The sequence below is a fragment of the Pseudomonas sp. BN415 genome (assembly GCF_029871195.1).
Classification (GTDB): Bacteria; Pseudomonadota; Gammaproteobacteria; order Pseudomonadales; family Pseudomonadaceae; genus Metapseudomonas; species Metapseudomonas resinovorans.
This window is the reverse complement of record NZ_SSOK01000061.1, coordinates 288,590-313,429: the sequence shown is the minus strand read 5'-3', so window position 1 is coordinate 313,429 and position 24,840 is coordinate 288,590. Positions and strand designations below refer to the sequence as shown.

26 protein-coding genes are annotated in these 24,840 nt (G+C 63.7%); 16 read left to right on the top strand and 10 right to left on the bottom strand.

The features are described from left to right. The first annotated feature begins 79 nt into the window (after positions 1-79). Positions 80-1,402 carry an FAD-binding oxidoreductase gene (locus E8F20_RS19850; protein ID WP_280285267.1) on the top strand — a complete coding sequence of 441 codons (1,323 nt, stop codon included), beginning with the start codon at positions 80-82 and terminating at the stop codon, positions 1,400-1,402. 106 nt (positions 1,403-1,508) lie between these two features. Here E8F20_RS19850 and E8F20_RS19845 read toward each other — a convergent pair whose 3' ends face one another. Together E8F20_RS19845 and E8F20_RS19840 are read right to left on the bottom strand one after the other, a co-directional pair. Next, positions 1,509-2,660 (bottom strand): MFS transporter, encoded by a 1,152-nt coding sequence (locus tag E8F20_RS19845; protein WP_280285265.1) that lies wholly within the window; start codon positions 2,658-2,660, stop codon positions 1,509-1,511. A 125-nt stretch (positions 2,661-2,785) separates the two neighbouring features. Further along, a complete protein-coding gene (locus E8F20_RS19840; protein WP_280285264.1) occupies positions 2,786-4,279 on the bottom strand; it encodes an aldehyde dehydrogenase in 1,494 nt (497 codons plus the stop codon). 229 nt (positions 4,280-4,508) lie between these two features. Between E8F20_RS19840 and E8F20_RS19835 the strand changes: the two genes are divergently transcribed. Together E8F20_RS19835 and E8F20_RS19830 are read left to right on the top strand one after the other, a co-directional pair. Next, positions 4,509-5,849 carry an aspartate aminotransferase family protein gene (locus E8F20_RS19835; RefSeq protein ID WP_280285263.1) on the top strand — a complete coding sequence of 447 codons (1,341 nt, stop codon included), beginning with the start codon at positions 4,509-4,511 and terminating at the stop codon, positions 5,847-5,849. 14 nt (positions 5,850-5,863) lie between these two features. Further along, positions 5,864-6,229 carry a cupin domain-containing protein gene (locus E8F20_RS19830; protein ID WP_280285262.1) on the top strand — a complete coding sequence of 122 codons (366 nt, stop codon included), beginning with the start codon at positions 5,864-5,866 and terminating at the stop codon, positions 6,227-6,229. 265 nt (positions 6,230-6,494) lie between these two features. Here E8F20_RS19830 and rpmG read toward each other — a convergent pair whose 3' ends face one another. Together rpmG and rpmB are read right to left on the bottom strand one after the other, a co-directional pair. Continuing rightward, a complete protein-coding gene (gene rpmG / locus E8F20_RS19825) occupies positions 6,495-6,650 on the bottom strand; it encodes a 50S ribosomal protein L33 (RefSeq protein ID WP_003464575.1) in 156 nt (51 codons plus the stop codon). Positions 6,651-6,660: 10 nt separating this feature from the next. Continuing rightward, positions 6,661-6,897, bottom strand: a complete 237-nt coding sequence (rpmB, locus tag E8F20_RS19820) for a 50S ribosomal protein L28 (RefSeq protein WP_028626887.1) — start codon at positions 6,895-6,897, stop codon at positions 6,661-6,663. A gap of 357 nt (positions 6,898-7,254) precedes the next feature. On the opposite strand from rpmB, the gene E8F20_RS19815 reads away from it, so the two are divergent. Next, on the top strand, positions 7,255-8,829 hold the full coding sequence (locus E8F20_RS19815; RefSeq protein WP_280285260.1) for an ABC transporter substrate-binding protein: 1,575 nt from the start codon (positions 7,255-7,257) through the stop codon (positions 8,827-8,829). On the opposite strand, the gene radC is transcribed toward E8F20_RS19815, so the two are convergent. Next, on the bottom strand, positions 8,826-9,500 hold the full coding sequence (gene radC, locus E8F20_RS19810; RefSeq protein ID WP_280285258.1) for a DNA repair protein RadC: 675 nt from the start codon (positions 9,498-9,500) through the stop codon (positions 8,826-8,828). The two genes, E8F20_RS19815 and radC, sit on opposite strands and share 4 nt — an antisense overlap. A 136-nt stretch (positions 9,501-9,636) precedes the next feature. Here radC and coaBC point away from each other — a divergent pair, with 136 nt between their 5' ends. From coaBC to E8F20_RS19785, 5 genes are read left to right on the top strand one after another with little or no spacing between them, the layout of a single operon-like run. Beyond that, positions 9,637-10,845, top strand: coding sequence for a bifunctional phosphopantothenoylcysteine decarboxylase/phosphopantothenate--cysteine ligase CoaBC (gene coaBC, locus E8F20_RS19805; RefSeq protein WP_028626890.1), 1,209 nt, complete (start codon positions 9,637-9,639; stop codon positions 10,843-10,845). 6 nt (positions 10,846-10,851) lie between these two features. Continuing rightward, entirely contained in the window at positions 10,852-11,307 is a 456-nt protein-coding gene (gene dut, locus E8F20_RS19800; protein ID WP_280285257.1) for a dUTP diphosphatase, read from the top strand. A gap of 38 nt (positions 11,308-11,345) precedes the next feature. Next, positions 11,346-13,940, top strand: a complete 2,595-nt coding sequence (locus E8F20_RS28415; protein ID WP_348529635.1) for a phosphomannomutase/phosphoglucomutase — start codon at positions 11,346-11,348, stop codon at positions 13,938-13,940. A gap of 21 nt (positions 13,941-13,961) precedes the next feature. Next, complete coding sequence (argB, locus tag E8F20_RS19790; RefSeq protein ID WP_028626893.1) at positions 13,962-14,867, top strand: acetylglutamate kinase; 906 nt, start codon at positions 13,962-13,964, stop codon at positions 14,865-14,867. Positions 14,868-14,927: 60 nt separating this feature from the next. Beyond that, positions 14,928-15,371, top strand: a complete 444-nt coding sequence (locus tag E8F20_RS19785) for a thioesterase family protein (protein WP_280285256.1) — start codon at positions 14,928-14,930, stop codon at positions 15,369-15,371. Between the two features lie 6 nt (positions 15,372-15,377). Here the strand turns inward: E8F20_RS19785 and E8F20_RS19780 are convergent, their stop codons facing one another. Next, complete coding sequence (locus E8F20_RS19780; RefSeq protein WP_280285432.1) at positions 15,378-15,965, bottom strand: DUF4124 domain-containing protein; 588 nt, start codon at positions 15,963-15,965, stop codon at positions 15,378-15,380. A 28-nt stretch (positions 15,966-15,993) separates the two neighbouring features. Next, positions 15,994-16,635 carry an orotate phosphoribosyltransferase gene (pyrE, locus tag E8F20_RS19775; RefSeq protein WP_280285255.1) on the bottom strand — a complete coding sequence of 214 codons (642 nt, stop codon included), beginning with the start codon at positions 16,633-16,635 and terminating at the stop codon, positions 15,994-15,996. A gap of 80 nt (positions 16,636-16,715) precedes the next feature. On the opposite strand from pyrE, the gene E8F20_RS19770 reads away from it, so the two are divergent. After that, positions 16,716-17,495, top strand: coding sequence for an exodeoxyribonuclease III (locus E8F20_RS19770; protein ID WP_280285254.1), 780 nt, complete (start codon positions 16,716-16,718; stop codon positions 17,493-17,495). Between the two features lie 55 nt (positions 17,496-17,550). Here the strand turns inward: E8F20_RS19770 and E8F20_RS19765 are convergent, their stop codons facing one another. Both E8F20_RS19765 and rph read right to left on the bottom strand, forming a co-directional pair. Further along, positions 17,551-17,916, bottom strand: a complete 366-nt coding sequence (locus E8F20_RS19765) for a DUF4870 domain-containing protein (protein WP_028626898.1) — start codon at positions 17,914-17,916, stop codon at positions 17,551-17,553. 28 nt (positions 17,917-17,944) lie between these two features. Then, positions 17,945-18,664, bottom strand: coding sequence for a ribonuclease PH (rph, locus tag E8F20_RS19760; protein ID WP_028626899.1), 720 nt, complete (start codon positions 18,662-18,664; stop codon positions 17,945-17,947). A gap of 136 nt (positions 18,665-18,800) precedes the next feature. On the opposite strand from rph, the gene E8F20_RS19755 reads away from it, so the two are divergent. The 6 genes from E8F20_RS19755 to E8F20_RS19730 all read left to right on the top strand — a co-directional run bounded on the left by E8F20_RS19755 (position 18,801) and on the right by E8F20_RS19730 (position 24,103). Then, on the top strand, positions 18,801-19,664 hold the full coding sequence (locus E8F20_RS19755) for a YicC/YloC family endoribonuclease (protein WP_280285253.1): 864 nt from the start codon (positions 18,801-18,803) through the stop codon (positions 19,662-19,664). A gap of 12 nt (positions 19,665-19,676) precedes the next feature. Further along, on the top strand, positions 19,677-20,297 hold the full coding sequence (gmk, locus tag E8F20_RS19750) for a guanylate kinase (RefSeq protein ID WP_280285252.1): 621 nt from the start codon (positions 19,677-19,679) through the stop codon (positions 20,295-20,297). Positions 20,298-20,471: 174 nt separating this feature from the next. Beyond that, positions 20,472-20,735: a DNA-directed RNA polymerase subunit omega gene (gene rpoZ, locus E8F20_RS19745; RefSeq protein ID WP_016495387.1), complete on the top strand. Its 264-nt coding sequence runs from the start codon at positions 20,472-20,474 to the stop codon at positions 20,733-20,735. A gap of 60 nt (positions 20,736-20,795) precedes the next feature. Next, a complete protein-coding gene (gene spoT / locus E8F20_RS19740) occupies positions 20,796-22,904 on the top strand; it encodes a bifunctional GTP diphosphokinase/guanosine-3',5'-bis pyrophosphate 3'-pyrophosphohydrolase (protein ID WP_280285251.1) in 2,109 nt (702 codons plus the stop codon). 28 nt (positions 22,905-22,932) lie between these two features. Next, positions 22,933-23,313 carry a RidA family protein gene (locus E8F20_RS19735; protein WP_028626903.1) on the top strand — a complete coding sequence of 127 codons (381 nt, stop codon included), beginning with the start codon at positions 22,933-22,935 and terminating at the stop codon, positions 23,311-23,313. Positions 23,314-23,368: 55 nt separating this feature from the next. Next, positions 23,369-24,103 (top strand): hypothetical protein, encoded by a 735-nt coding sequence (locus tag E8F20_RS19730; RefSeq protein ID WP_280285250.1) that lies wholly within the window; start codon positions 23,369-23,371, stop codon positions 24,101-24,103. A 48-nt stretch (positions 24,104-24,151) separates the two neighbouring features. Here the strand turns inward: E8F20_RS19730 and E8F20_RS19725 are convergent, their stop codons facing one another. Next, the gene (locus E8F20_RS19725; protein ID WP_280285248.1) at positions 24,152-24,778 is read right to left on the bottom strand and encodes a LysE family translocator; all 627 of its coding nucleotides are present in this window, start codon (positions 24,776-24,778) and stop codon (positions 24,152-24,154) included. Positions 24,779-24,840 lie beyond the last annotated feature (62 nt).

Sequence of the window (24,840 nt, the reverse complement as noted above, 5' to 3'; positions counted from 1 at the left end):
TCCCTTGGCAGGGCCAGGGGGTTCGCCTTATTCTGCCCGGGCGTAAAATTTTCCAAACAACAAAATCAGGATTTCGCACATGAACGCCCGCGTTCGCATCCCGGTGCACACCGAACAGCACGCTCCCTCCTATTACGCCGCGACCGCCAACCGCCGCATCGACTACCCGCCCCTGGCGGGTGAGGAGCTGGCCGACGTGTGCATTGTCGGTGGCGGGTTCTCCGGGCTGAACACGGCGATCGAGCTGGCCCGCCGTGGCCGCTCGGTGGTGCTGCTGGAAGCCCGGCAGATCGGCTGGGGCGCCAGCGGGCGCAATGGCGGGCAACTGATTCGCGGTGTCGGCCACGGCGTCGAACAATTCGAGCCGGTGATCGGTGCCGAGGGCGTGCGCACCCTCAAGCTCATGGGCCTGGACGCGGTGGAGATCGTCCGCCGCCGTGTCGAGGAGTTTGCCATCGACTGCGACCTGACCTGGGGCTATTGCGACCTGGCCAACAAGCCACGCGACCTGGCCGGCTTCGCCGAGGACATGGAAGAACTGAAAGGCCTCGGCTACCGCCATGAATTGCGCCTGGTACAGCCTCATGAAATGCGCAGCGTAGTGGGTTCGGACCGGTACGTTGGCGGTCTGATCGACATGGGCTCAGGCCACCTGCACCCGCTCAATCTAGCCTTGGGTGAAGCCGCCGCAGCCCAGTCCCTCGGCGTACGCCTGTTCGAGCATTCCGCCGTTACCCGCATCGACTACGGTCCGGAGGTGAAGGTGCATACCGCCCGGGGCCAGGTCCGCGCCAAGACCCTGGTACTGGGCTGCAATGCCTATATGAACGACCTGAACGCCACGCTCGGCGGTAAGGTGCTGCCGGCAGGCAGCTACGTGGTCGCCACCGAACCGCTGCCCGCAGACCTCGCCCGCGAGCTGCTGCCTCAAAACATGGCGGTCTGCGACCAGCGCGTGGCCCTGGACTACTACCGTCTCTCCGCCGACAACCGCCTGCTGTTCGGCGGCGCCTGCCACTACTCCGGGCGCGACCCGGCAGACATCGGCGCCTACATGCGGCCGAAGATGATCAAGGTCTTCCCGAAGCTGGAAAACGTGCGCATCGATTACCAGTGGGGCGGCATGATCGGCATCGGCGCCAACCGCCTGCCGCAAATCGGCAAACTGCCGGATCAGCCCAACGTCTATTTCGCCCAGGCCTACTCCGGCCACGGCGTGAACGCCACTCACCTGGCTGGCCAATTGCTCGCCGAAGCCATCTGCGGTGAGCAAAGCAACGGCTTCGACATCTTCTCCAAGGTCCCGCACATCACCTTCCCCGGCGGCCGCCACTTGCGCTCGCCGCTGCTGGCACTCGGCATGCTCTGGTACCGGATGAAGGAAGCGGCGGGAGTCGTCTGACCCCCGGCCCTCCGAACGCGAGGTCCGTACTGCGAAACCCATCAATCGGCTGTTCCGCTGCGATGGGTTTCGCTTCGCTCTACCTCATCCTACCTGGGCACAGATTTCAGTCGGGCACAGCCTCGGCGCCGTCGTCGAACAGTTCGCGGGTCCAGGCCAGCCAGACGAATCCGGCGGCACCCAGGGCCATCATCAACGGTAGCGCGTGGCCACTTATCCACTGGCTTGCCGCACCGGTTACCAGCGGGCCGATCAGACAGCCAATCCCCCAGAGCTGGGCGATATGGGCATTGGCCCGTACCAGCTCGTCGTCGCGATAGCGCTCACCGATCAGGATCAGCGCCAAGGTGAAGAGCCCGCCCGCGCTGGCCCCGAACAGCACCCAGATTGGCCAGATCAGGGGCGTAGACAGTAATAGCGGAATGGCCAAACTGCTCGCCAGCAGCGTGACGCCGCAGACGCGGAACAGGCTGAGGCGGGACATCCGGTCTGCCAGCCAGCCGATGGGGAGCTGCAGAGCGGCATCACCGACCACCACTACGCTGGCCATCAACAGGGCCACTTCCTGGGTGAACCCCTGGCGCAAGCCGTAGATCGGCAACAAGGTCAGCATCATCGCTTCGAAGGCGGCGAACAGCACGACCGCCCAGGCGATGGTCGGCAAGCGCATGCAGAAGGACCAGAGGCCGCGCCCCGACGCGCTATGGGCGTCGACAGTGGGCGCGCCGGTACGACCGAGCAGCAGCAGGGAGCCGCCGATCAGCAGCCCGGTACCGGTCCAGAAGCCGAGGTCATTGCCAGTACCGAGGCCCGTCAGCAGCAGCGGGCCGGAAAGTTGGCTCAGGGCATAGCCAGTGCCATAGAGAGCAACCAGGCGGCCACGCCATTCTTCCACTGCCAATTGGTTGATCCAGCTTTCGCCGAGGATGAACACCACCGTCAGGGCAATGCCGATCAACAACCGCAGCAAAAGCCAGACGGGATAGAACTGAACCAGCGCCAGCAAGCCCACGGACAGCGCGCCTACCAGCAGGCAGAGTTGCATCAGGGTCGTGGTGCCGAAGCGTGCAGCCAGGCGCCCAGCAATCACTGCACCGAGCAACACGCCCACGGCCGGGGTTGCCGCCATCACGCCGATGGCAAAGCTGTCGTAGCCCCAGCTCTCCAGCCGCAGGGACACCAGAGGCATGGTCACCCCCAGCGCCAGGCCGATGCTGATGACCGCGCCACAGACCGCGAAGTACGTTCCCCAACGCATTGCCAATGTCCTCCCTTTCCATGTGGCGCAAAGCAAAAAAGGCCGGGCTCCATCGCTGGAAACCCGGCCGCAGGCATGGCTCGTAGAGCCGGCCCCCGACGACGGGGGCGGACCTCAATTGGGACTCAAAGCTTGATCCAGGTGGACTTCAGCTCGGTGTACTTGTCGAACGCGTGCAGAGACTTGTCGCGGCCGTTGCCGGACTGCTTGAAGCCGCCGAAGGGCGCGGTCATGTCGCCGCCATCGTACTGGTTGATCCAGACGCTGCCAGCGCGCAAGGCCTTGCCGACCAGGTGGGCGCGGGACAGGTTGTTGGTCCACACCGCTGCGGCCAGGCCGTAGATGGTGTCGTTGGCGATGGCGACTGCTTCTTCTTCGCTGTCGAAGGCGATGACCGAAAGCACCGGGCCAAAGATCTCTTCCTTGGCGATGCGCATGGCATTGTTCACGCCGTCGAAGATGGTCGGCTCGACGTAGGTACCGCCCGTTTCTTCCAGCACACGCTTGCCACCCGCCACCAGCTTGGCGCCATCGTCATGTCCAGCCTGAATGTAAGACAGCACGTTGTTCATCTGAGTGGTATCCACCAGGGCGCCAACGTTGGTCGCCGGGTCCAGCGGGTTGCCTGGTTTCCAGGCCTTGATCGCCTCGACCACCATGGGCACGAACTTGTCCTTGATGGAACGCTCCACCAGCAGGCGCGAGCCGGCGGTGCAGACCTCGCCCTGGTTGAAGGCGATGGCGCCAGCAGCAGCCTCAGCGGCAGCTTGCAGGTCAGGAGCGTCGGCAAAGACGATGTTCGGGCTCTTGCCGCCGGCTTCCAGCCAGACGCGCTTCATGTTGGATTCGCCGGCGTAGATCATCAGCTGCTTGGCGATCTTGGTGGAACCGGTGAACACCAGGGTATCGACGTCCATGTGCAGGGCCAGGGCCTTGCCCACGGTGTGACCGAAGCCCGGCAGCACGTTCAGCACGCCCGCCGGGATACCGGCTTCGATGGCCAGCTGGGCCAGACGGATAGCGGTCAGCGGCGACTTCTCGGACGGCTTCAGGACCAGCGAGTTGCCGGTGGACAGGGCCGGGCCGAGCTTCCAGCAGGTCATCAGCAGGGGGAAGTTCCACGGCACGATAGCGGCGACTACGCCCACCGGCTCGCGGGTCACCAAACCCAGTTCGTTGTGCGGGGTGGCGGCGACTTCGTCGTAGATCTTGTCGATGGCTTCACCGCTCCAGCGAATGGCGCGGGATGCGGACGGCACGTCGACGCTCAGCGAGTCGCTGATCGGCTTGCCCATGTCCAGGGTTTCCAGCAGGGCCAGCTCTTCGGCGTGGGCGTCGATCAGGTCAGCGAAGCGGATCATGACTTCCTTGCGCTTGACCGGCGCCAAGCGCGACCACACACCGGACTCGAACACGGCGCGGGCATCCTTCACGGCCAGCTCGGCATCGGCCAGGTCACAGCTGGCAACCTTGCCCAGCAGACGACCATCGACCGGGCTGATGCAATCGAAGGTCTCGCCGGAAACGGCGGTGGTGTATTCGCCATGAATGAAGGCGCGGGTCTCGATCTGCACGGACTTGGCGCGTTGTTCCCAGTCTGCACGGGTCAGGGTGGTCATCGGAGCTTTCCTCTTATTAGAAGAGTGCCGCCAGCTCAGGCATGCACTGTCAAAAATTCTGCAAGGCCGACCTCTATCCGGCCATCCTCGCAACCCTAAACCAGAGGGACTAGCCTTTTCAATATATTTTACAGTTGCAGGCTAAACACCCTTGTCATGTTCGTTATATTAAACATAGACTCCGGCAAAATCACTACAACACCTCGCCTTGCCTTCTCTGGTGGTCACAATGACAAACGCCTACGCACCTCAACCGGGCAGAATATCCAACAGTCTTGATGATTTCTGGATGCCCTTCACCGCCAACCGTCAGTTCAAGGCCAAACCGCGCCTACTGGAAAGCGCCGAAGGGATGTTTTTCACCAGCACCGATGGCCGCCAGGTCCTCGACGGCACCGCCGGGCTCTGGTGCTGCAACGCCGGCCACGGTCGCCGCGAAATCACCGAGGCGGTGAGCAAACAGATCGCCAAGCTGGATTTCGCACCGACTTTCCAGATGGGGCACCCCCTGCCCTTCGAGCTGGCTGAACGCCTGGCCGATATCGCGCCCAAGGGCCTGAACAAGGTGTTCTTCACCAACTCCGGCTCGGAGTCGGCGGACACCGCACTGAAAATCGCGCTCGCCTACCAGCGCGCCATTGGCCAGGGTACCCGCACCCGCCTGATCGGACGCGAACTGGGCTACCACGGCGTTGGATTTGGCGGCATTTCGGTCGGCGGCATGGTCAACAACCGCAAGGCCTTCCCCGCCCTGCTGCCGAACGTCGATCACCTGCCACATACCCTGGATATCCAGCGCAATGCCTTCAGCCGAGGCCTGCCGGAATTCGGCATCGAGAAGGCCGACGAACTTGAACGCCTGGTGACCTTGCATGGCGCCGAGAACATCGCCGCGGTGATCGTCGAACCCATGTCCGGATCGGCCGGCGTGATCCTGCCGCCGGTGGGCTACCTGCAACGCCTGCGCGAGATCACCCGCAAGCACGGCATCCTGCTGATCTTCGACGAAGTGATCACCGGCTTCGGCCGCATTGGCGAGGCGTTCGCCGCCCAGCGTTGGGGCGTCACCCCAGACATCATCACCTGTGCCAAGGGACTGACCAACGGCGCCATCCCCATGGGCGCGGTGTTCGTCGCCGAAGAGATTTACCTGGCCTTCATGCAGGGACCGGAAAGCGCCATCGAGTTCTTCCACGGCTACACCTATTCCGGCCACCCGGTCGCCTGCGCTGCCGCTCTGGCGACGCTGGATATCTACCAGGGCGAACGTCTGTTCGACCGCGCCATCGAGCTGGAACGCTATTGGCAGGATGCCCTGCTCAGCCTGAAAGACCTGCCCAACGTGATCGACATCCGTGCCGCGGGCCTGGTCGGCGGCGTACAGCTCGCGCCTGCCGCCGAAGGAGTCGGCAAGCGCGGCTTCCAGGTATTTGAACAGTGCTTCCACGATGACCTGATGGTGCGCGTCACTGGTGACACCATCGCCATGTCGCCACCACTGATCGTCGAAAAGGAACAGATCGACATTCTCGTCGGCAAGCTCGCCGACTCCATCCGCAAGGCTGTCTGAACAGGGACCGCACAATGAATATCCAGCAGATCGTCGACTTCGCCCAGGCCACCACTGCCCCGGAACACTACCGCCCGGCACCCGAGAAGATCCTCAAGGGCGACCCCGAGCAGAGCGTACGCAATCACTACGGCAGCCCCTGCGGCCAGTTCAATGTGGGCATCTGGGAAGGCGCGGTGGGTCACTGGACAGTGAGCTACACCGAGCACGAGTACTGCGAGATTCTCCAGGGCGTATCGGTGATTCGCGATGCTGACGGCAACGCCAAGACCGTGCGCGCTGGCGACCGCTTCGTCATCCCGGCCGGTTTTTCCGGTACCTGGGAAGTGCTGGAGCCTTGCCGCAAGGTCTACGTGATCTTCGAACAGGCCACTCGCTAAGCCTGCTCACTCTTCATGCTTGTCACCCTTTAGCCCGCCATTGGCGGGCTTTTTTATGGGCAAAAGCGAAGGGCTGTCTTTTCTGTGGGGGCGATTTCAATCGCTGAGCAGGCCACAGGTCTTCCCTATGGCCCTCAATGGGTCGGTTTCGCCGCCCTTAGCGAATGAATTCGCCCCCACAACGAATCGGCAAGCCAAGTCTGAACAAATCGCAGGCATGAAAAAGCCCGCACGGGGCGGGCTTTCTCGACAAGGGCCGGATCAATTACTTGATCTTGGCTTCCTTGTACATCACGTGCTTACGCACAACCGGATCGAATTTCTTGATTTCGATCTTGTCGGGAGTGGTGCGCTTGTTCTTGTCGGTGGTGTAGAAGTGGCCGGTACCGGCACTGGACACCAAACGGATCAGTTCACGCATGATTAGCTCCTTAAACCTTTTCGCCGCGAGCACGCAGCTCGCTCAGCACGGCATCGATACCGCGCTTGTCGATAACACGCATGCCCTTGGCGGAAACGCGCAGACGCACGAAGCGCTTCTCGGACTCGACCCAGAAGCGGTGATGCTGCAGGTTCGGCAGGAAACGACGACGGGTTTTGTTGTTAGCGTGGGAAATGTTGTTCCCGGTAACCGGACCCTTACCGGTTACTTGACAGACTCTCGACATGCCTCAGCCCTCTAAACCACATGCCCAACCCGGCATGGGTTGGCCGCTTGAACTCTCACTTTAATGGGCGCTGAAGCGCCCGTCTCGTCAGGGTCTTACCGGCCGCACAAAGACTGCGAAAGACCGGGCCCCCAGAAAAGAGCGCTGCTTTATATCAGAAAGACCCTAGTGCAGCAAGGGCCGTAGCGATTTACCCACAGGCAGGCCACGCCAGAAACCGCGCCTACGCCGCCACATCAGGGCCGCCAACCTAAGCGACCGCTCGTCGCCCACTACACATTGTTCGCGGACCAGCCTTGGTCTAGGGTAAGGCCTTCGGCCCGCCACGGGCTTACCAGCCATCGCAAAGGAGCCGCCATGCGTCTTGCCGCCCTCCCGCTTCTGTTTGCCCCGCTGCTCGCCCAGGCCGCGACCCTCAGCGTCTGCACCGAGGCCAGCCCCGAGGGCTTCGACGTCGTGCAGTACAACTCCCTGACAACCACCAATGCCTCAGCCGACGTGCTGATGAATCGCCTGGTGGAATTCGACGCGCAGAACGGCAAATTGATACCGGGCCTGGCCGAAAAGTGGGAGGTTGCCGCCGACGGCTTGACCTACACCTTCCAGCTGCGCCAGGGCGTGAGCTTCCATTCGACCGACTACTTCAAGCCGAGTCGCCCACTGGATGCCGATGACGTGGTGTTCAGCTTCCAGCGCATGCTGGATCCGACCAACCCATGGCACAAAGTGGCCCAGAGCGGATTTCCCCACGCCCAGTCCATGCAGCTCCCAAACCTGATCAAACACATCGAAAAGGTCGACGGCCTGCAGGTGCGGTTCACGCTGAACAAACCGGACGCCACGTTCCTCGCCACCCTCAGCATGGGCTTCGCCTCCATCTATTCCGCAGAGTACGCCGACCAGTTGATGGCAGCGGGCACGCCCGAGAAGCTCAACGCCCAGCCCATCGGCACCGGCCCCTTCGTCTTCCGTCGCTTCCAGAAGGACGCCGCGGTACGTTATGCCGCCAACCCGGACTACTTCGGCGGCAAGCCCGGGATCGACGGCCTGGTCTTCGCCATCACCCCCGACGCCAACGTACGCCTGCAGAAGCTGCGCCGCGGCGAATGCCAGATCGCCCTGTCGCCCAAACCCCTGGATGTGCGATCCGCCGCCAGCGACAAGAACATCAAGGTTATCCAGGTGCCGGCCTTCATGACTGCCTTTGTCGGCATCAATAGTCAGCACCCTCCGCTGGACAAACCTCAGGTGCGCCAGGCGATCAACCTCGCCTTCGATAAGGCCAGTTACCTCAAGGCGGTTTTCGAAGGCAGCGCCACGGCCGCCGACGGCCCTTACCCGCCGAACACCTGGAGCTACGCCGGACAGCTGCCGACCTACCCCCATGATCCCGAGAAGGCCAAAGCGCTGCTTGCCGAAGCCGGGCTCAAAGACGGATTCAAAACCACCATCTGGACCCGCCCTTCCGGCAGCCTGCTCAACCCCAACCCCAGCCTGGGCGCCCAATTGCTGCAGGCTGACCTCGCCAAGGTCGGCATTCAGGCGGAGATCCGCGTAATCGAGTGGGGCGAACTTATCCGGCGCGCGAAAGCAGGCGAGCATGACCTGCTGTTCATGGGCTGGGCGGGCGACAACGGCGATCCGGACAACTTCCTCACCCCGCAGTTTGCCTGCGCGTCGGTGCAGTCCGGGCTCAACTTCGCGCGCTACTGCAACGCCGAACTCGACAAGCTGATCGCGGACGGCAAGACCCATGCGGACCCGGCTGAACGCACCACCCTCTACGAAAAGGCCCAGCAGATCATTCGCGAGCAGGCCCTCTGGCTGCCGCTCGCCCATCCCACTGCCTTCACCCTGACCCGCACCAATGTCGAGGGCTACCAGGTCAACCCCTTCGGCCGGCAGGACTTCGCCAAGGTGAAACTGGACTAGATCCAGCCCTGCTCCGCCATCGACAGGGGCTCACCATCGCCGACGATGAAGTGATCGAGCACGCGTACGTCGATCAGCGCCAGCGCCTCCTTGAGGCGCAGGGTCAGCTGGCGATCGGCTTCGCTAGGCTCGGCGACGCCCGAAGGATGGTTATGACTGAGAATGAGCGCCGCAGCATTGTGCGCCAGGGCCCGCTTGACCACCTGGCGCGGGTAGACGCTGGCGCCGTCGATAGTGCCGTGGAACAGCACCTCGAAGGACAGCACCCGGTGCTTGGCGTCGAGGAACAGGCAGGCGAACTGCTCGTGGGCGGAATGGCGCAATTGCGCCTTGAGAAAATCACGCACTGCCTGGGGATTTTCCAGCGCGGAGTCGCGACGCAACCCCTCAGCGAGATGACGCCGGGCCATTTCCAGCACCGCCTGCAACTGGGCGAACTTGGCCGGCCCCAAACCGAGGTGCTGGCTGAAGTCGTGCAGCTCGGCCTCGAGCAAGGCGCGCAGGCTGCCGAAGTCGTTGAGCAGGTGGCGGGCGAGATCGACGGCACTGCGACCGGCTACGCCGGTGCGCAGGAAAATGGCGAGGAGCTCGGCGTCGCTCAGCGACGCCGCACCCAGTTCAAGAAGCTTCTCCCGCGGACGCTCCGCCACAGGCCAATTGCGGATGCTCATGACACCTCCATGATTGAGCTGCGCCGCTGTTCCAGTGCGGTCGCTGTGCTATCTTAACCCACCTTTTTTGCGCGACGATCGGCCTGGGGAGGCGCCTTCGCCGCAGCACATCTTAAACCTTATAAAAGGCAGGCCTATGCAGCGGCTCTATCGGAAACGCATCCTCCTGGGCGTGGGCGGCGGTATTGCCGCCTACAAGAGCGCTGAACTGGTTCGCCGCCTGCGCGACCAAGGTGCCGAAGTCCGCGTGGTGATGACCCAGGGCGGCCGGGAGTTCATCACCCCCCTGACCCTCCAGGCGCTCTCCGGCCACCCCGTCCACCTCGATCTGCTCGACTCCGCCGCCGAAGCGGCCATGGGTCATATCGAGCTGGCCCGCTGGGCTGACCTGGTACTGATCGCACCGGCCACCGCCGACCTGATGGCGCGTCTGGCCCTGGGCGTCGCGGACGACCTGCTGACCACTCTGGTGCTGGCCACCGACGCCCCCGTCGCCCTGGCCCCGGCGATGAACCAGGCCATGTGGCGTGACCCGGCAACCCAGGCCAACCTGGAAATCCTCGCCAAGCGTGGATTGCGCCTGTTCGGCCCGGCAGCCGGCAGCCAGGCCTGCGGCGATGTCGGCCTCGGCCGCATGCTGGAAGCCGAGGAACTGGCCCAACGCGCCGCCGACTGCTTCGAGCACCGCGCCCTCACGGGCCGCCATGTGCTGATCACCGCCGGACCGACCCAGGAAAATATCGACCCGGTGCGCTACATCACCAACCACAGTTCCGGAAAGATGGGTTTCGCCCTCGCCGAAGCCGCAGTGGAAGCCGGCGCCAAGGTGACCCTGATCACCGGCCCGGTACATCTGCCCACGCCGGACCGGGTCAACCGCATCGACGTGGTCAGCGCCCGCGACATGCTTGCCGCCTGCGAAGCGGCCATGCCCTGCGACCTGCTGATCGCTGCCGCTGCGGTGGCCGATTACCGTCCGGAAGTGGTCGCCCAGCACAAAATGAAAAAAGACCCGACCAGTGGCGAAGGCCTGCTGCTGCAGCTGGTACGTAACCCCGATATCCTCGCGACGCTCGCCGGCCGTCCCGACCGCCCGTTCAGCGTGGGCTTCGCCGCCGAGACCGAGAATCTGCTCGAGTACGCCTCGCGCAAGCTGAAAGACAAGAACCTCGACCTGATCGTCGCCAATGACGTGGCCAACCCCACCATCGGCTTCAACAGCGAGGAGAACGCCATCACCATCATCAACCGCGACCTGGCCCAGACCAGCTTCGCCCAGACCAGCAAGGGCAAGATTGCCCGCCAACTGATCGCCTTCATCGCCGACCGCCTCAACCAGGCCTGAGACTCCATGCACTCACTGCAAGCCAAGATCCTCGATCCCCGCATCGGCAGCGAATTTCCGCTTCCGCAATATGCCACCCCTGGCTCTGCCGGCCTCGACCTGCGTGCCATGCTCAAGGAAGAAGTCGTCCTCGAGCCCGGCCAGACCCTCCTTATCCCCACCGGCCTGTCGATCCACATCGCCGATCCGGGCCTGGCCGCGCTGATCCTGCCGCGCTCGGGCCTCGGCCATAAGCACGGCGTAGTACTGGGAAACCTGGTGGGCCTGATCGACTCCGACTACCAGGGCGAGCTGATGGTGTCCTGCTGGAACCGCGGTCAGACGGCATTCCGCATCGCCATTGGCGAGCGCATTGCCCAACTGGTGCTGGTGCCCGTGGTCCAGGCACACTTCGAACTGGTTGACGAGTTCCACGAAAGCGAACGTGGTGCCGGTGGTTTCGGTCACACCGGCAGCCACTGACAGTCCAACATCAGGACGAACCGCCTAGGAGACGTTCAGTGAAACTCTTCAAGCGCAGCAGCAAGGACGCCGCCAGCAACGGATCGGCCAGAGCGTCGGTCGAAGCCAAGTCCGACCGCAAAGGCTCCGACGACCTGCTCCCAGGCGCGCTGGCCGCCCTCGTGGGTGTGGCCGCCGCTGGCGCCCTGCTCTGGCTTGGCGTCCTCAGCCCCGCCGAGCAGGGTCGGATCGACCAGCTCGGCCAGGCCTGGGGCGGCAGCCAGGCCGCTACCCTGCGCCAGGCGATCGTCCAGTTGCAGGCCGATACCGCCGCCGCCGCCCATGATCCGAGCCTGATCGACGCCCTCAACAGCGGTGACGCCGGCCAGTTGATGGCCGCCGAACGTAGCCTGGGCTATCGCGACGGCGTGATCGACGCTCACCTCAACCTGCCTGGCCAGGCACAGCAGAACAGCCAGCGCGCCGCGCCGATGAACTTCGCTGCGCTGGATATGCTGCGTCGCCTGGAAAATGGCCAGCCGCCCAGCCCTGAAGCCTTCAAGGTCGGTGACCGCTGGCTGGTCTACAGTGCCGCACCGCTACGCCTGAACGAGCAGAGCCAGCCCCAGGGCACCCTGCTGATGGTATTCGAGCTGGACCGGCTGTTGCGCAGCCTGCCATCGCTGCCAGCGGAGGTCGGCCAGCTGCAGCTGACTCAGCAGTTCAGCAACGCCCCTGCCCAGCTCCTTGCCCAGCGCGGGCAAGCCGCCGGTGTTGCGCCTATCGACCTGGACAGTGGCAACCCGAACTGGAGGCTCAGTTTCACGCCTGGTCCGACCCTGACCCAGACCGTCTTCTCTCCCTTGCTGCTGGCCCTGGCCGCCCTGCTCGCCCTGGGCGGCGCACTGCTCGGCCTGAAGCTCAGCCAGGGCGCCCTGCAGCGCAAGTTGCGGGACGACGCGCAGCAGCTCAATCAGCTGTTGCAAGAACTCTCGAACGGCAAGAGCGTCAAAGCATTCAGTCTGCGCCTGCCGGCGCTGGACAGCCTGGCCCAGGCGCTTGCCCGCCAACCCAGGCGCAAACCCGAGCCGGCGCCGGACAATGGCCTGGCCAAGGTAGCCGCCAGCAACCCTGTTGCCTCGGCACCCCCTCGGCCGGCCGAATTGGCCGACCCGCTTTTCCAAGATACCGACATTCTCGATATCGACATCCTCGACGAAGACCAGGACCTCCTGGGATTGGAGCAAGCCCCCGCCATGACCAGCATCGAACAGATCGCTCCCACCCTGCCCGCCAGCATTTTCCGCGCGTATGACATCCGCGGCGTGGTCGGCGATACCCTCACTACCCAGACCGCCTACTGGGTGGGTCGCGCCATCGGCTCGGAAAGCCTGGCCCGCGGCGAGCCCTGCGTCTCGGTCGGCCGCGACGGCCGCCTGTCCGGCCCCGAGCTGGTTCAGGCGCTGATCCAGGGCCTGCTGGACTGCGGCTGCCAGGTCAGCGACGTCGGCATGGTGCCGACCCCAGTGCTCTACTACGCCGCCAACATACTGGCCGGCAAATCCGGCGTGATGCTCACTGGCAGCCACAACCCGCCGGACTACAACGGCTTCAAGATCATGATCGCAGGCGAAACCCTGGCCAACGAACAGATCACCGCCCTTCACACCCGCATCCAGAACAACGATCTGGCCAGCGGTGTAGGCAGCATTGAGGTGGTCGACGTACTGGACCGTTACTTCCGCGAAATCCGCGATGACATCGCCACGGCCAAACCCATGAAAGTCGTGGTGGACTGCGGCAACGGCGTCGCTGGCGTGATCGCGCCGCAACTGATCGAAGCACTTGGCTGCACCGTGATCCCACTGTATTGCGATGTCGACGGCACCTTCCCCAACCACCATCCGGACCCGGGCAAGCCCGAGAACCTGGAAGACCTGATCGCCAAGGTGAAGGAAGAGAAGGCCGACCTGGGCCTGGCCTTCGACGGCGACGGCGACCGCGTGGGCGTGGTGACCAACGAAGGCAGCATCATCTACCCCGACCGCCTGCTGATGCTGTTCGCCAAGGATGTCGTGTCCCGCAATCCCGGCGCCGACATCATCTTCGACGTCAAATGCACCCGTCGCCTGACCTCCCTCATCAGCGGCTACGGCGGCCGCCCGGTGATGTGGAAGACCGGCCACTCGCTGATCAAGAAAAAGATGAAGGAAACCGGCGCGCTGCTGGCTGGCGAGATGAGCGGCCACATCTTCTTCAAGGAGCGCTGGTACGGCTTCGACGACGGCATCTACAGCGCCGCGCGCCTGCTGGAAATCCTCAGCCAGGACAAGCGTGACGCCGAAGATGTGTTCTCGGCCTTCCCGAAAGACGTCTCCACTCCGGAAATCAACATCACCGTCACCGACGAGAGCAAGTTCCCCCTGATCGAGCGCCTGCAGCGCGAGGCCAATTGGGGTGAAGCGAACCTCACCACCCTCGATGGCGTGCGTGTCGATTATCCGAAGGGCTGGGGCCTGTGCCGCGCCTCCAACACGACTCCCGTGCTGGTGCTGCGCTTCGAGGCCGACACCGAGGAGGAACTGGAGCGCATCAAACAGGTGTTCCGCAGCCAGCTCACCCTCATCGCCCCTGAACTCAACCTGCCGTTCTGATCCGTGTCAATGGAGCCCAGCATGACCCTCAGCCTTGACGCTGCTTCCCACGTCGCCCAGGTCCTGTCCGAAGCGCTGCCCTATATCCGCCGCTTCGTCGGCAAGACCCTGGTGGTCAAGTACGGCGGCAACGCCATGGAAAGCGACGAGCTGAAGGCCAGCTTCGCCCGCGACGTGGTGTTGATGAAGGCTGTCGGCATCAACCCGGTGGTGGTGCATGGCGGCGGCCCGCAGATCGGTGACCTGCTCAAGCGCCTCTCGATCGAAAGCCACTTCGTCGACGGCATGCGAGTGACCGACGCGCAGACCATGGATGTGGTGGAGATGGTCCTGGGCGGTCAGGTGAACAAGGACATCGTCAACCTGATCAACCGCCATGGCGGCAGCGCCATTGGCCTGACCGGCAAGGACGCCGAGTTGATCCGGGCGAAGAAGCTCACCGTCACCCGCCAGACCCCCGAGATGACCCAGCCGGAGATCATCGACATCGGTCACGTCGGCGAGGTTGCCAGCGTCAACACCGACCTGCTGAACATGCTGGTGAAGGGCGATTTCATCCCGGTGATCGCGCCGATCGGCGTAGGTGCCAATGGCGAGTCCTACAACATCAACGCCGACCTGGTGGCCGGCAAGGTGGCCGAGGCGCTGAAGGCCGAGAAACTGATGCTGCTGACCAACATCGCCGGCCTGATGGACAAGCAGGGCCAGGTGCTCACCGGCCTGTCCACCGAGCAGGTCAACGACCTGATCGCCGACGGCACCATCTACGGCGGCATGCTGCCGAAGATCCGCTGCGCCCTGGATGCCGTGCAAGGCGGCGTGAACGCGGCGCACATCATCGACGGTCGCGTGCCCCATGCGGTGCTGCTTGAGATCTTCACCGACAGCGGCGTCGGCACCCTGATCACCAACCGCAAGCGTCACTGAGCGGAGCGACACCCAGACAGGCCGGAGCGATCCGGCCTGTTCTTTTTTGAGGAGCCGGCAATGGCCAAGCTGTCCCGCGATGACTTCAGCTTCTTCCACCCCCTGCGCGTTCGCTGGGCCGAAGTGGACCCGCAAGGCATCGTATTCAACGGCAACTACCTGACCTATGCTGACGTCGCCATCACCGAGTATTTCCGCGCCCTCGAAGTGGCCTACCCGGCCGACCTCCTGAAGGATGGCGGAGATTTCTTCGCGGTGAAGACCCTGCTGGAATACCTGGCGCCCGCGCGCTTCGACGAACAACTGGAGGTGGGCGTTCGGGTCAGCCGGCTGGGCGGCGCCAGCATGGCCTTCGAGCTGGGCATCTGGCGCGAAGACCAGCAGCTGACCTCGGGCGAAGTGGTTTACGTGCATGCCGATGCCGACAACCGCAAGAGCCTGCGGTTGCCGGATTGGCTGAGGGAGAAGGTCCGGGGTTTCGAGCGGGCTGCGCCGACCGACTGAAGCAGGTTAGCGAGCACCGCCGAGCAACTCGGCCAGTCGCGCACGATCTGCTGCGTAGGCCGCCATGGCGGCTTCGCGACTCTGCTCGTAGCGGACGATGTCCTTGTCCAGCCCCCTCTGCTGGTCGCGCAGGTTGTTGATCTGCTCCACCAGGTGAGAGGGGACGTCACGCCCGGCCCGCTCGCTCTCCGCGGCCTGGCTTTGCAGGTTGGCCTGCTGGGTACGCAGCGACTGCTGATTGCCGCGGGCGACGCCGATCAGGCCATCCAGCTCGGCCAGCTTGCGCTCCAGGGCGCGGTCGACGTCTTCGACGCTGGTATAGAGCCGCAGCAACTGCGCATCGGAGCTAGCGCGGGCCTTTGCGTCCAACTGGCGCTGCATTTCCTCGCGACTCGGAGCAGGCGGGATCACGCGAACGACCCGGCCCTGCTCGTTGAGCACCTCATAACCCTTGCCAATGTATTCCGGCGGCACGCCCTGGCGATCAAGGACGGTCACGCCCTTGTCGTCGACGTAGCGATACAGCTCGGCCGCGCCGGCCAGCGCCGGCAACAGCAGAACCAGCGCCAGGCTGTAGCGGAGTGCAGGCAACATCAGCATGAGGAATCCCGGCCCCGAATGGTCAGATACCGAAGTTGGCGCGATAGGCTTCCACGGCTGGCAGGTACTTCTTCAACTCCGCGTCACCGGCCAGGTACTCCAGTACCTGCTCCAGGGACACGATGCTGACCACCGGGATGCCGAAGTCGCGCTCTACTTCCTGTATAGCTGAGAGTTCACCCTGGCCACGCTCCTGACGGTTCAGCGCGATCAACACACCGGCCGCCTGGGCATTCTGCGCCTGGATGATCTGCATCACCTCGCGAATCGCGGTGCCGGCGGTAATGACGTCATCGATGATCAGCACGCGACCGGCAAGCGGTGCACCGACCAGGGTGCCGCCTTCGCCATGGTCCTTGGCTTCCTTGCGGTTGAAGCACCACGGGATGTCGATCTGATGATGCTCGGCCAGTGACACGGCAGTCGCCGCCGCCAGGGGGATACCCTTGTAGGCCGGACCGAACAGCACATCGAAAGGAATGCCGCTGTCCACCACGGCAGCCGCATAGAATCGGCCGAGCTGGGCAAGGGCCAGGCCACTGTTGAACAGGCCGGCATTGAAGAAATAGGGGCTGGTACGCCCGGATTTGAGAGTGAACTCACCGAAACGCAGAACTCCGCGCTCGATGGCAAAGCGAATGAAATCGCGCTGGTACGCCTGCATGAAAAGCCTCGGACGGCACGGATTTAGCTAAAAAGAAAGAGCTCGGGTATCATACACGCACGTGTTTTTGGGGGCCATTTATGCGGATCATCAGTGTGAACGTGAATGGTATTCAAGCGGCAGCCGAGCGAGGTCTCCTCAGCTGGCTGCAAGCTCAGAATGCCGACGTGATCTGCCTGCAAGACACACGTGCCTCCGCCTTCGACCTGGACGACCCTGCCTTCCAACTGGATGGTTATTTCCTCTACGCCGGCGATGCCGAAGTGCCTGCCCAAGGTGGCGTGGCGCTCTATTCGCGGTTGCAACCCAAGGCGGTTATCTGGGGACTCGGCTTCGAGTCCTGCGATCGGTACGGACGCTATCTGCAGGCTGATTTCGACAAAGTGAGCATCGCCACCCTGCTGCTGCCTTCCGGGCAAGGCGGGGACGAGAATCTGAACCATAAGTTCAAGTTCATGGACGACCTCACTCATTACCTGAACAAGCAGCGCCGCAAGCGCCGCGAATACATTTACTGCGGCTCGCTCTACGTTGCCCACCAGAAGCTGGACGTGAAGAACTGGCGTGATTGCCAGCAGATCCCCGGCTTCCTGGCGCCCGAGCGCGCCTGGATGGACGAAGTATTCGGCAACATGGGCTATGTCGATGCCCTGCGCGAAGTCAGCCGCGAAGGTGATCAGTTCAGCTGGTGGCCGGACAGCGAACAGGCCGAGATGCTCAACCTCGGCTGGCGCTTCGACTATCAGGTGCTCACGCCTGGCTTGCGCCGCTTCGTGCGCAGTGCCCGCCTGCCACGTCAGCCGCGCTTCTCCCAGCACGCGCCGCTGATCGTCGACTACGACTGGCTGCTCAGCGTGTGATCCAGGCAGGAAAAAGCCGGCTTTCGAGCCGGCTTTTTCTTGTCCGCGATTCGGCCTATTTCACCAGGCGCCAGCAGAAGGGGTAGCGATATGCCTGGCCTTCGTTGGCCTTGATCCCGGCGATGATGGTCAGCACCAGGGCACCGATGCTCACCAGGCCAAGCAGCGGAAAGCCGATCACCACCAGCATCAGCAGGAAGCACAGCACCACGGCCAGCGCCACGGTGATCTGGAAGTTCAGCGCTTCCTTGCCCTGGGCGTCGACGAAGGGGTCGAGATCCTTCTTGATCTGCCAGACGATCAGCGGCCCCAACAGGTTGCCGAAGGGGAACACCAGACCGAGGAAGGCGGAAAAATGGCAGAACATCGCCCATTGCCGCACTTCCCGGTTCGGCTCCTGATACTGAGTAGGTTCGTCCATTCCTACGCCTCCTCGTGCGGATGTCGTGTCAGTCGGCCAGGGCCGCGCGCTGCAGTTCGAACAACTCGTTCAGGCCCTTGCGTGCCAGGTCGAGCATGGCGGTCAGTTCTTCTGGCTGGAAAGGCGCACCCTCGGCGGTACCCTGGACTTCGATGAAGCCACCGGCATCGGTCATGACCACGTTCAGGTCGGTTTCGGCGGCGGCGTCTTCCAGGTAGTCCAGGTCCAGCACCGGCTCACCTTGGTAGATGCCTACAGAGACGGCGGCGACCATCTGCTTCAGCGGTTCGCCTTTCAGCGCGCCACGCTTCTTCAGCACCTTCAGCGCATCGACCAGGGCCACCATGGCGCCGGTGATGGACGCGGTGCGAGTGCCACCGTCGGCCTGGATCACATCGCAATCCAGATAGATGGTGTTCTCACCCAGCTTGGTCATGTCCAGAGCGGCGCGCAGCGAGCGGCCGATGAGGCGCTGGATCTCCAGCGTACGACCGCCCTGTTTGCCACGGCTGGCTTCACGCTGGTTACGCTCGCCGGTCGCACGCGGCAGCATGCCGTACTCAGCGGTCAGCCAACCCTGACCCTGTCCCTTGAGGAAGCGTGGCACGCCGGACTCGACGCTGGCCGTGCAGATCACCTTGGTATCCCCGAACTCCACCAGCACCGAACCTTCGGCGTGCTTGGTGTAGTTACGGGTGATGCGGATCGGACGCAGCTGTTCGGCCGCGCGGCCACTAGGACGTTTCATTGGGGCTTACCTGTTCGGGAGAAATCTGCCGGCCATTATAGAGGCCCTGCGGCACGGGGGACATCATCGCGTTGGGAGGCGCGGCCCGCCTGGGCTACAATCCCCTCCTTTGATCGCCAAACCCAGAGGACACCCCATGGTGCACAGCATGACCGCCTTCGCCCGCGTAGAACGGGCTGGCCCCCAGGGCACCCTGAGCTGGGAACTCCGCTCGGTCAATCACCGCTATCTCGAACCCCACCTGCGCCTGCCGGAAGCCTTCCGCGACCTCGAAGGCCCGGTGCGCGACGCCCTGCGCCAGGGGCTCTCCCGCGGCAAGGTGGAATGTACGCTGCGTCTCGCCGAAGAAAGTGCCGGCAAGCCGCTGCAGGTGGACCGCGAGCGCGCCAGCCAGCTGATTCAGGCGGCCGAGAGCGTTGCCGCACTGATCCAGCAACCGGCCCCGCTCAACCCGCTGGAAGTCCTCGCCTGGCCGGGCGTACTGGTGGCCGACGCCGCCGACCCGCAAGCACTGAACGCCGCCGCCATGGAGGCCTTCGCCCAGGCCCTCGACGAACTGAAGAATGGCCGCTCCCGCGAAGGCAGCGAACTGGCCCGCCTGCTCAATGACCGCCTCGACGCCATGCAGGAAGAAGTCACCGCCCTGCGCGCCCTGGTTCCACAGATGCTCACTGCCCAGCGGCAGAAAATTCTCGACCGCTTCAATGAGATGAAAGCCGAGCTGGAGCCGCAGCGCCTGGAGCAGGAAATGGTCCTGCTGGCGCAGAAGAGCGACGTGGCCGAAGAACTCGACCGCCTCGTCACCCATATCGGCGAAGTCCGCCGCGTGCTCAAGGCCGGCGGCGCCGCCGGTCGCCGCCTCGACTTCCTGATGCAGGAACTCAACCGCGAAGCCAATACCCTGGGCTCCAAGGCGTTCGATCCGCGCAGCACCCAGGCTGCGGTCACCCTCAAGGTGTTGATCGAGCAGATGCGCGAACAAGTCCAGAATATCGAGTAAGAGACTGCCCCCATGACTGCCACCCCCGGCACCCTGTACATCGTTTCCGCCCCCTCCGGCGCCGGCAAGACCAGCCTGGTCAAAGCACTGATCGACGCCGAACCGAACATCCGCGTTTCGGTGTCCCACACCACCCGAGGCATGCGCCCGGGCGAAGTGGACAGCGTCAACTACAACTTCGTGACCCGCGAAGAGTTCGTGCAGATGCTCGAACACGGTGATTTCCTGGAGCATGCCGAAGTCTTCGGCAACCTCTACGGCACTTCCCAGCGCTGGGTGCAACAGACCCTGGCCGAGGGCCATGACCTGATTCTCGAGATCGACTGGCAGGGTGCCCAGCAGGTCCGCCACCTGATGCCCCGGGCCAAGTCCATCTTCATCCTGCCGCCAAGCCAGCACGCCCTGCGCCAACGCCTGGACAACCGCGGCCAGGACAGCGAAGAGATCATCGAGCGCCGCATGCGCGAGGCGGTCAGCGAGATGAGCCACTACGTCGAGTACGACTACCTGGTGATCAACGACGACTTCGCCACCGCGCTGGAAGACCTCAAGGCCATCTTCCGCGCCAACCGACTGCGTCACGACGCGCAACAGGTGCGCCACGGCGCCCTGCTGGCCCACCTGCTCGACTGACCACGCCCTCTATCGAGGCGATAGCTGGCCTCCCGGCCGGCCCTGGGCCAGACTCCACCCTGGAAGCGCTGAAAATCGGCGCTTCCCTAATTGCTGGCGATTTTTTAGACTATCCAGTCCGCTCGCCCATTCGGGCACCGTATCAGCCATTCATTTCGTGCTACGAGGAACACCATGGCCCGCGTTACCGTTGAAGATTGCCTGGACAACGTTGATAACCGCTTCGAGCTGGTCATGCTCGCCACCAAGCGTTCCCGTCAGCTGGCCACCGGCGGCAAAGAGCCGAAGGTAGCCTGGGAAAATGACAAGCCGACCGTAGTCGCCCTGCGCGAAATCGCTGCCGGCCTGGTCGATTACGACGTCATCGCCCAGGAAGACATCGTTGAAGAAGAGCCGCTGTTTGCCGCATTCGAGGACGAGGCCAACGAGGCCCTCTGAATCCATGCCTGGTCGACGTCGCACGGCGCAGGGTAGAGAAGGTCGGCAAGGAGAAAAATCTTGCCGAGCATAGACGCCCTTGCCGAACGACTTTCGACCTATCTCGGCGCCGACCAGGTCAACCTGGTGCGCCGAGCCTATTTCTATGCCGAGCAGGCCCATGATGGCCAGCGCCGGCGCAGCGGCGAAGCGTACGTTACTCACCCGCTTGCCGTAGCCAGCATCCTCGCCGACATGCACATGGACCATCAGAGCCTGATGGCCGCGATGCTGCATGACGTGATCGAGGACACCGGTATCGCCAAAGAAGCCCTCAGCGGGCAGTTCGGCGAGACCGTTGCCGAGTTGGTGGACGGGGTCAGCAAGCTGACCCAGATGAACTTCGAGTCCAAGGCCGAAGCCCAGGCCGAAAACTTCCAGAAGATGGCCATGGCCATGGCCCGCGATATCCGCGTGATCCTGGTCAAGCTGGCCGACCGCCTGCACAACATGCGCACCCTGGAAGTGCTGTCCGGCGAGAAACGCCGGCGCATCGCCAAGGAAACCCTGGAAATCTACGCCCCCATCGCCAACCGGCTGGGCATGCACAGCATGCGCGTGGAGTTCGAGGACCTTGGCTTCAAGGCCATGCACCCGATGCGCTCCGAGCGTATTCGCACGGCCGTCCGCCGCGCCCGCGGCAATCGCAAGGAAATCGTCAACAAAATCGAGGAATCGCTGACCAACTGCCTGCGCCGCGAAGGCATGGAAGGCGAGGTCATCGGCCGCGAGAAGCACCTCTACAGCATCTACAAGAAGATGCGCGGCAAGCGCCGGGCGTTCAATGAAATCATGGACGTCTACGCCTTCCGCATCATCGTCGACAAGGTCGACACCTGCTACCGCGTGCTTGGCGCCGTACACAACCTGTACAAACCGCTGCCCGGTCGCTTCAAGGACTACATCGCGATTCCCAAGGCCAACGGCTACCAGTCGCTGCACACCACCCTTTTCGGCATGCACGGCGTACCCATCGAGATCCAGATCCGCACCCGCGAGATGGAAGAGATGGCCAACAACGGCATCGCCGCCCACTGGCTGTACAAGTCCGCCGAGGACGACCAGCCCAAGGGCACCCACGCCCGCGCCCGCCAATGGGTCAAAGGCATCCTGGAACTGCAGCAACGTGCCGGCAACTCCCTGGAATTCATCGAGAGCGTGAAGATCGACCTCTTCCCCGACGAGGTCTACGTGTTCACGCCCAAGGGCCGCATCATGGAGCTGCCGAAAGGCTCCACCGCGGTCGACTTCGCCTACGCGGTGCATACCGACGTCGGCAACACCTGCATCGCCTGCCGCATCAACCGCCGCCTGGCGCCGCTGTCCGAACCGCTGCAGAGCGGCGAGACGGTGGAGATCGTCACTGCGCCGGGTGCCAGGCCTAATCCGGCCTGGCTCAATTTCGTGGTCACCGGCAAGGCACGCACCCACATCCGCCACGCCCTCAAGCAGCAGCGCCGCTCCGAGTCCATCAACCTCGGCGAACGACTGCTGAACAAGGCCTTGGCCGGCTTCGAGAGCCACCTGGACAAGATCAGCCCCGAGCGTGTCCAGGCCGTTCTCGGCGAGTACCGCCTGGACGTGATCGAAGACCTCCTGGAAGACGTCGGCCTTGGCAATCGCATGGCCTACGTCGTCGCCCGCCGCCTGCTGGCCAGTGATGGCGAGCAGTTGCCGAGCCCCGAGGGTCCGTTGGCGATCCGCGGCACCGAGGGCCTGGTGCTGAGCTACGCCAAGTGCTGCACGCCGATCCCCGGCGACCCCATCGTCGGCCATCTTTCTGCCGGCAAGGGCATGGTGGTGCACCTGGAAAGCTGCAAGAACATCGGCGAAATCCGGCACAACCCGGAGAAATGCATCCAGCTGTCGTGGGCCAAGGACGTCGCAGGCGAATTCAACGTCGAACTGCGCGTCGAGCTGGAACACCAGCGCGGCCTGATCGCCCTGCTGGCCAGCAGCGTCAACGCCGCCGACGGCAATATCGAGAAAATCAGCATGGACGAGCGCGATGGCCGCATCAGCGTGGTCCAACTGGTGGTCAGCGTGCATGACCGTATACACCTGGCCCGCGTGATCAAGAAGCTGCGTGCGCTCAAGGGGGTGATCCGCATCACCCGTGTGCGGGCGTAGCCGATCCCAAGAAACCCAAGGAGTTCTCATGAGCAAGACCGTCATCAGCAGCGACAAGGCCCCCGCCGCCATCGGCACTTACTCCCAGGCCATCAAGGCCGGCAACACCGTCTACCTCTCCGGCCAGATCCCGCTGGACCCGAAGACCATGGAACTGGTTGAAGGCTTCGAAGAGCAGACCGTGCAGGTGTTCGAGAACCTGAAGGCCGTGGCCGAAGCCGCGGGCGGTTCCTTCAAGGACATCGTCAAGCTGAATATCTTCCTCACCGACCTGTCCCACTTCGCCAAGGTCAACGAAGTCATGGGCCGCTACTTCGAGCAACCCTACCCGGCTCGTGCCGCCATCGGCGTTGCCGCCCTGCCGCGCGGCTCCCAGGTAGAAATGGACGCCATCCTGGTCCTCGAATAAGAGCCTCTCGCCACGGGCCGTCCAGCCCGTGGCATCGTTCCGGAAGGACTCCGTCATGCGTCACACCCTCCCCTTGCTGCTCTGCGCGGCGATTCTCGGCGGCTGCTCCAGCGCGCCCTCTGACCCCAGCGGCATCTGGATCAACCAGGCGGCGATCAACGCTGCGGCCAAAGAGGGCAAGCTGCGCGAGTCCCTGCTCGCTTATGGTCCGAACCTGGAGTGGCAGATCGACCAGAAAACCGGCGAAGCCCACTACAGCAACGGCTTCGAGCTGGGCGAAGGACGCCTCGCAGTCCAGGAAGATGGCAACTGGCGGGTGGACTTCTATGGCGACTTCCACGAAACGCTGGAAGTGGACGGCAACCAACTGGTCCAGCAGGCCAGCGAGAACCTTCCCGAGCAGCGCTTCGTCCACCCGGAGAAGACTCCCACCGAGGGCGCCCCACCGGGCAGCGCCTTCGAACACGCGCTCTACACTGCCTACCTCGGCGGCAACTGGAAGATCGTCGAAGGCCAAGGGCAGGGCGGTCTCGTAAAGTTCAACCCCGACGGCAGCCTCGAAGGCCTGCCGGGTGCTGATCGTTACGCGCTGTGCCTGGCCGGTGACTGTGCAGCCATGAGTGGCGAGAACGACAGTATCTGGCTGCAACAGGGCAATCAGGGCGCGGCGTGGATCTTCGTCCACGATGGCGATGAACTGGAAATCCTCGAAGCCCGCAATCGCGCGCAAATCGACGAGATGCCCGAGTACTTCCCCGGCAAACGCGCCTGGCTGCTGGAGCGAGACTGAATCTTAGCGAACCCGGGGCGAGCAGTTCGGCGTGGGCTGAAGCCCACCCTACAAGCCGAGCATTACCCCTACGGCCAGCCATCCCCCTAGCGCCAGCAGCAGCGCGCCGCAGAGCCGATCCAACGCCTTCACCCGCATCTGCAGCCAGCCGCGCCAGCGCGGATGGCCCAGCAAACGCACCAGCGCCATATCCCAGAACAGCACCACCGCTGTCATCCAGCCCATGCTCATGACCAGCCCCCAGCCGGGCATGGCCGCATTGCGCAGCACGCCGAACAGCCCGACATAGAAGATCGGTAGCTTGGGATTCAGGCTGCTAGCCAGCAGCCCCTCGGTGAATCCTTGGCGCCAGGAGCCGCCTCGATCGGCCTCTGCATCCGGCAGCACCAGCTCTCGCCGCGCCAGCAACGCCTGGCCACCAATCCAGACGAAATAGCCCCCACCAACCAGTTGCAGCAGTTGCCAAAAGAACCCACCCGAAACGGGCAGCACACTGAGGGCCAGCAATACCAGCAGCATGCTCAGCAAATTGGCCAGGGCGATTCCCGCCGCGCAGCCATCCGCGTGGCGCAGGCCTTTGACCAGTCCAGCCCGCAGCAGCAGGAAGAAGTCAGGGCCAGGCGAAAGCAGGGCAGCGAAATGAGTGCTGACGACCAACAGGAACAACGCAAGCATGACTCCGAGCCTCCGGGAAATCCGGCGGCCAGTGTCCAAGCCCGAGACCCAGGCGGTCTTGG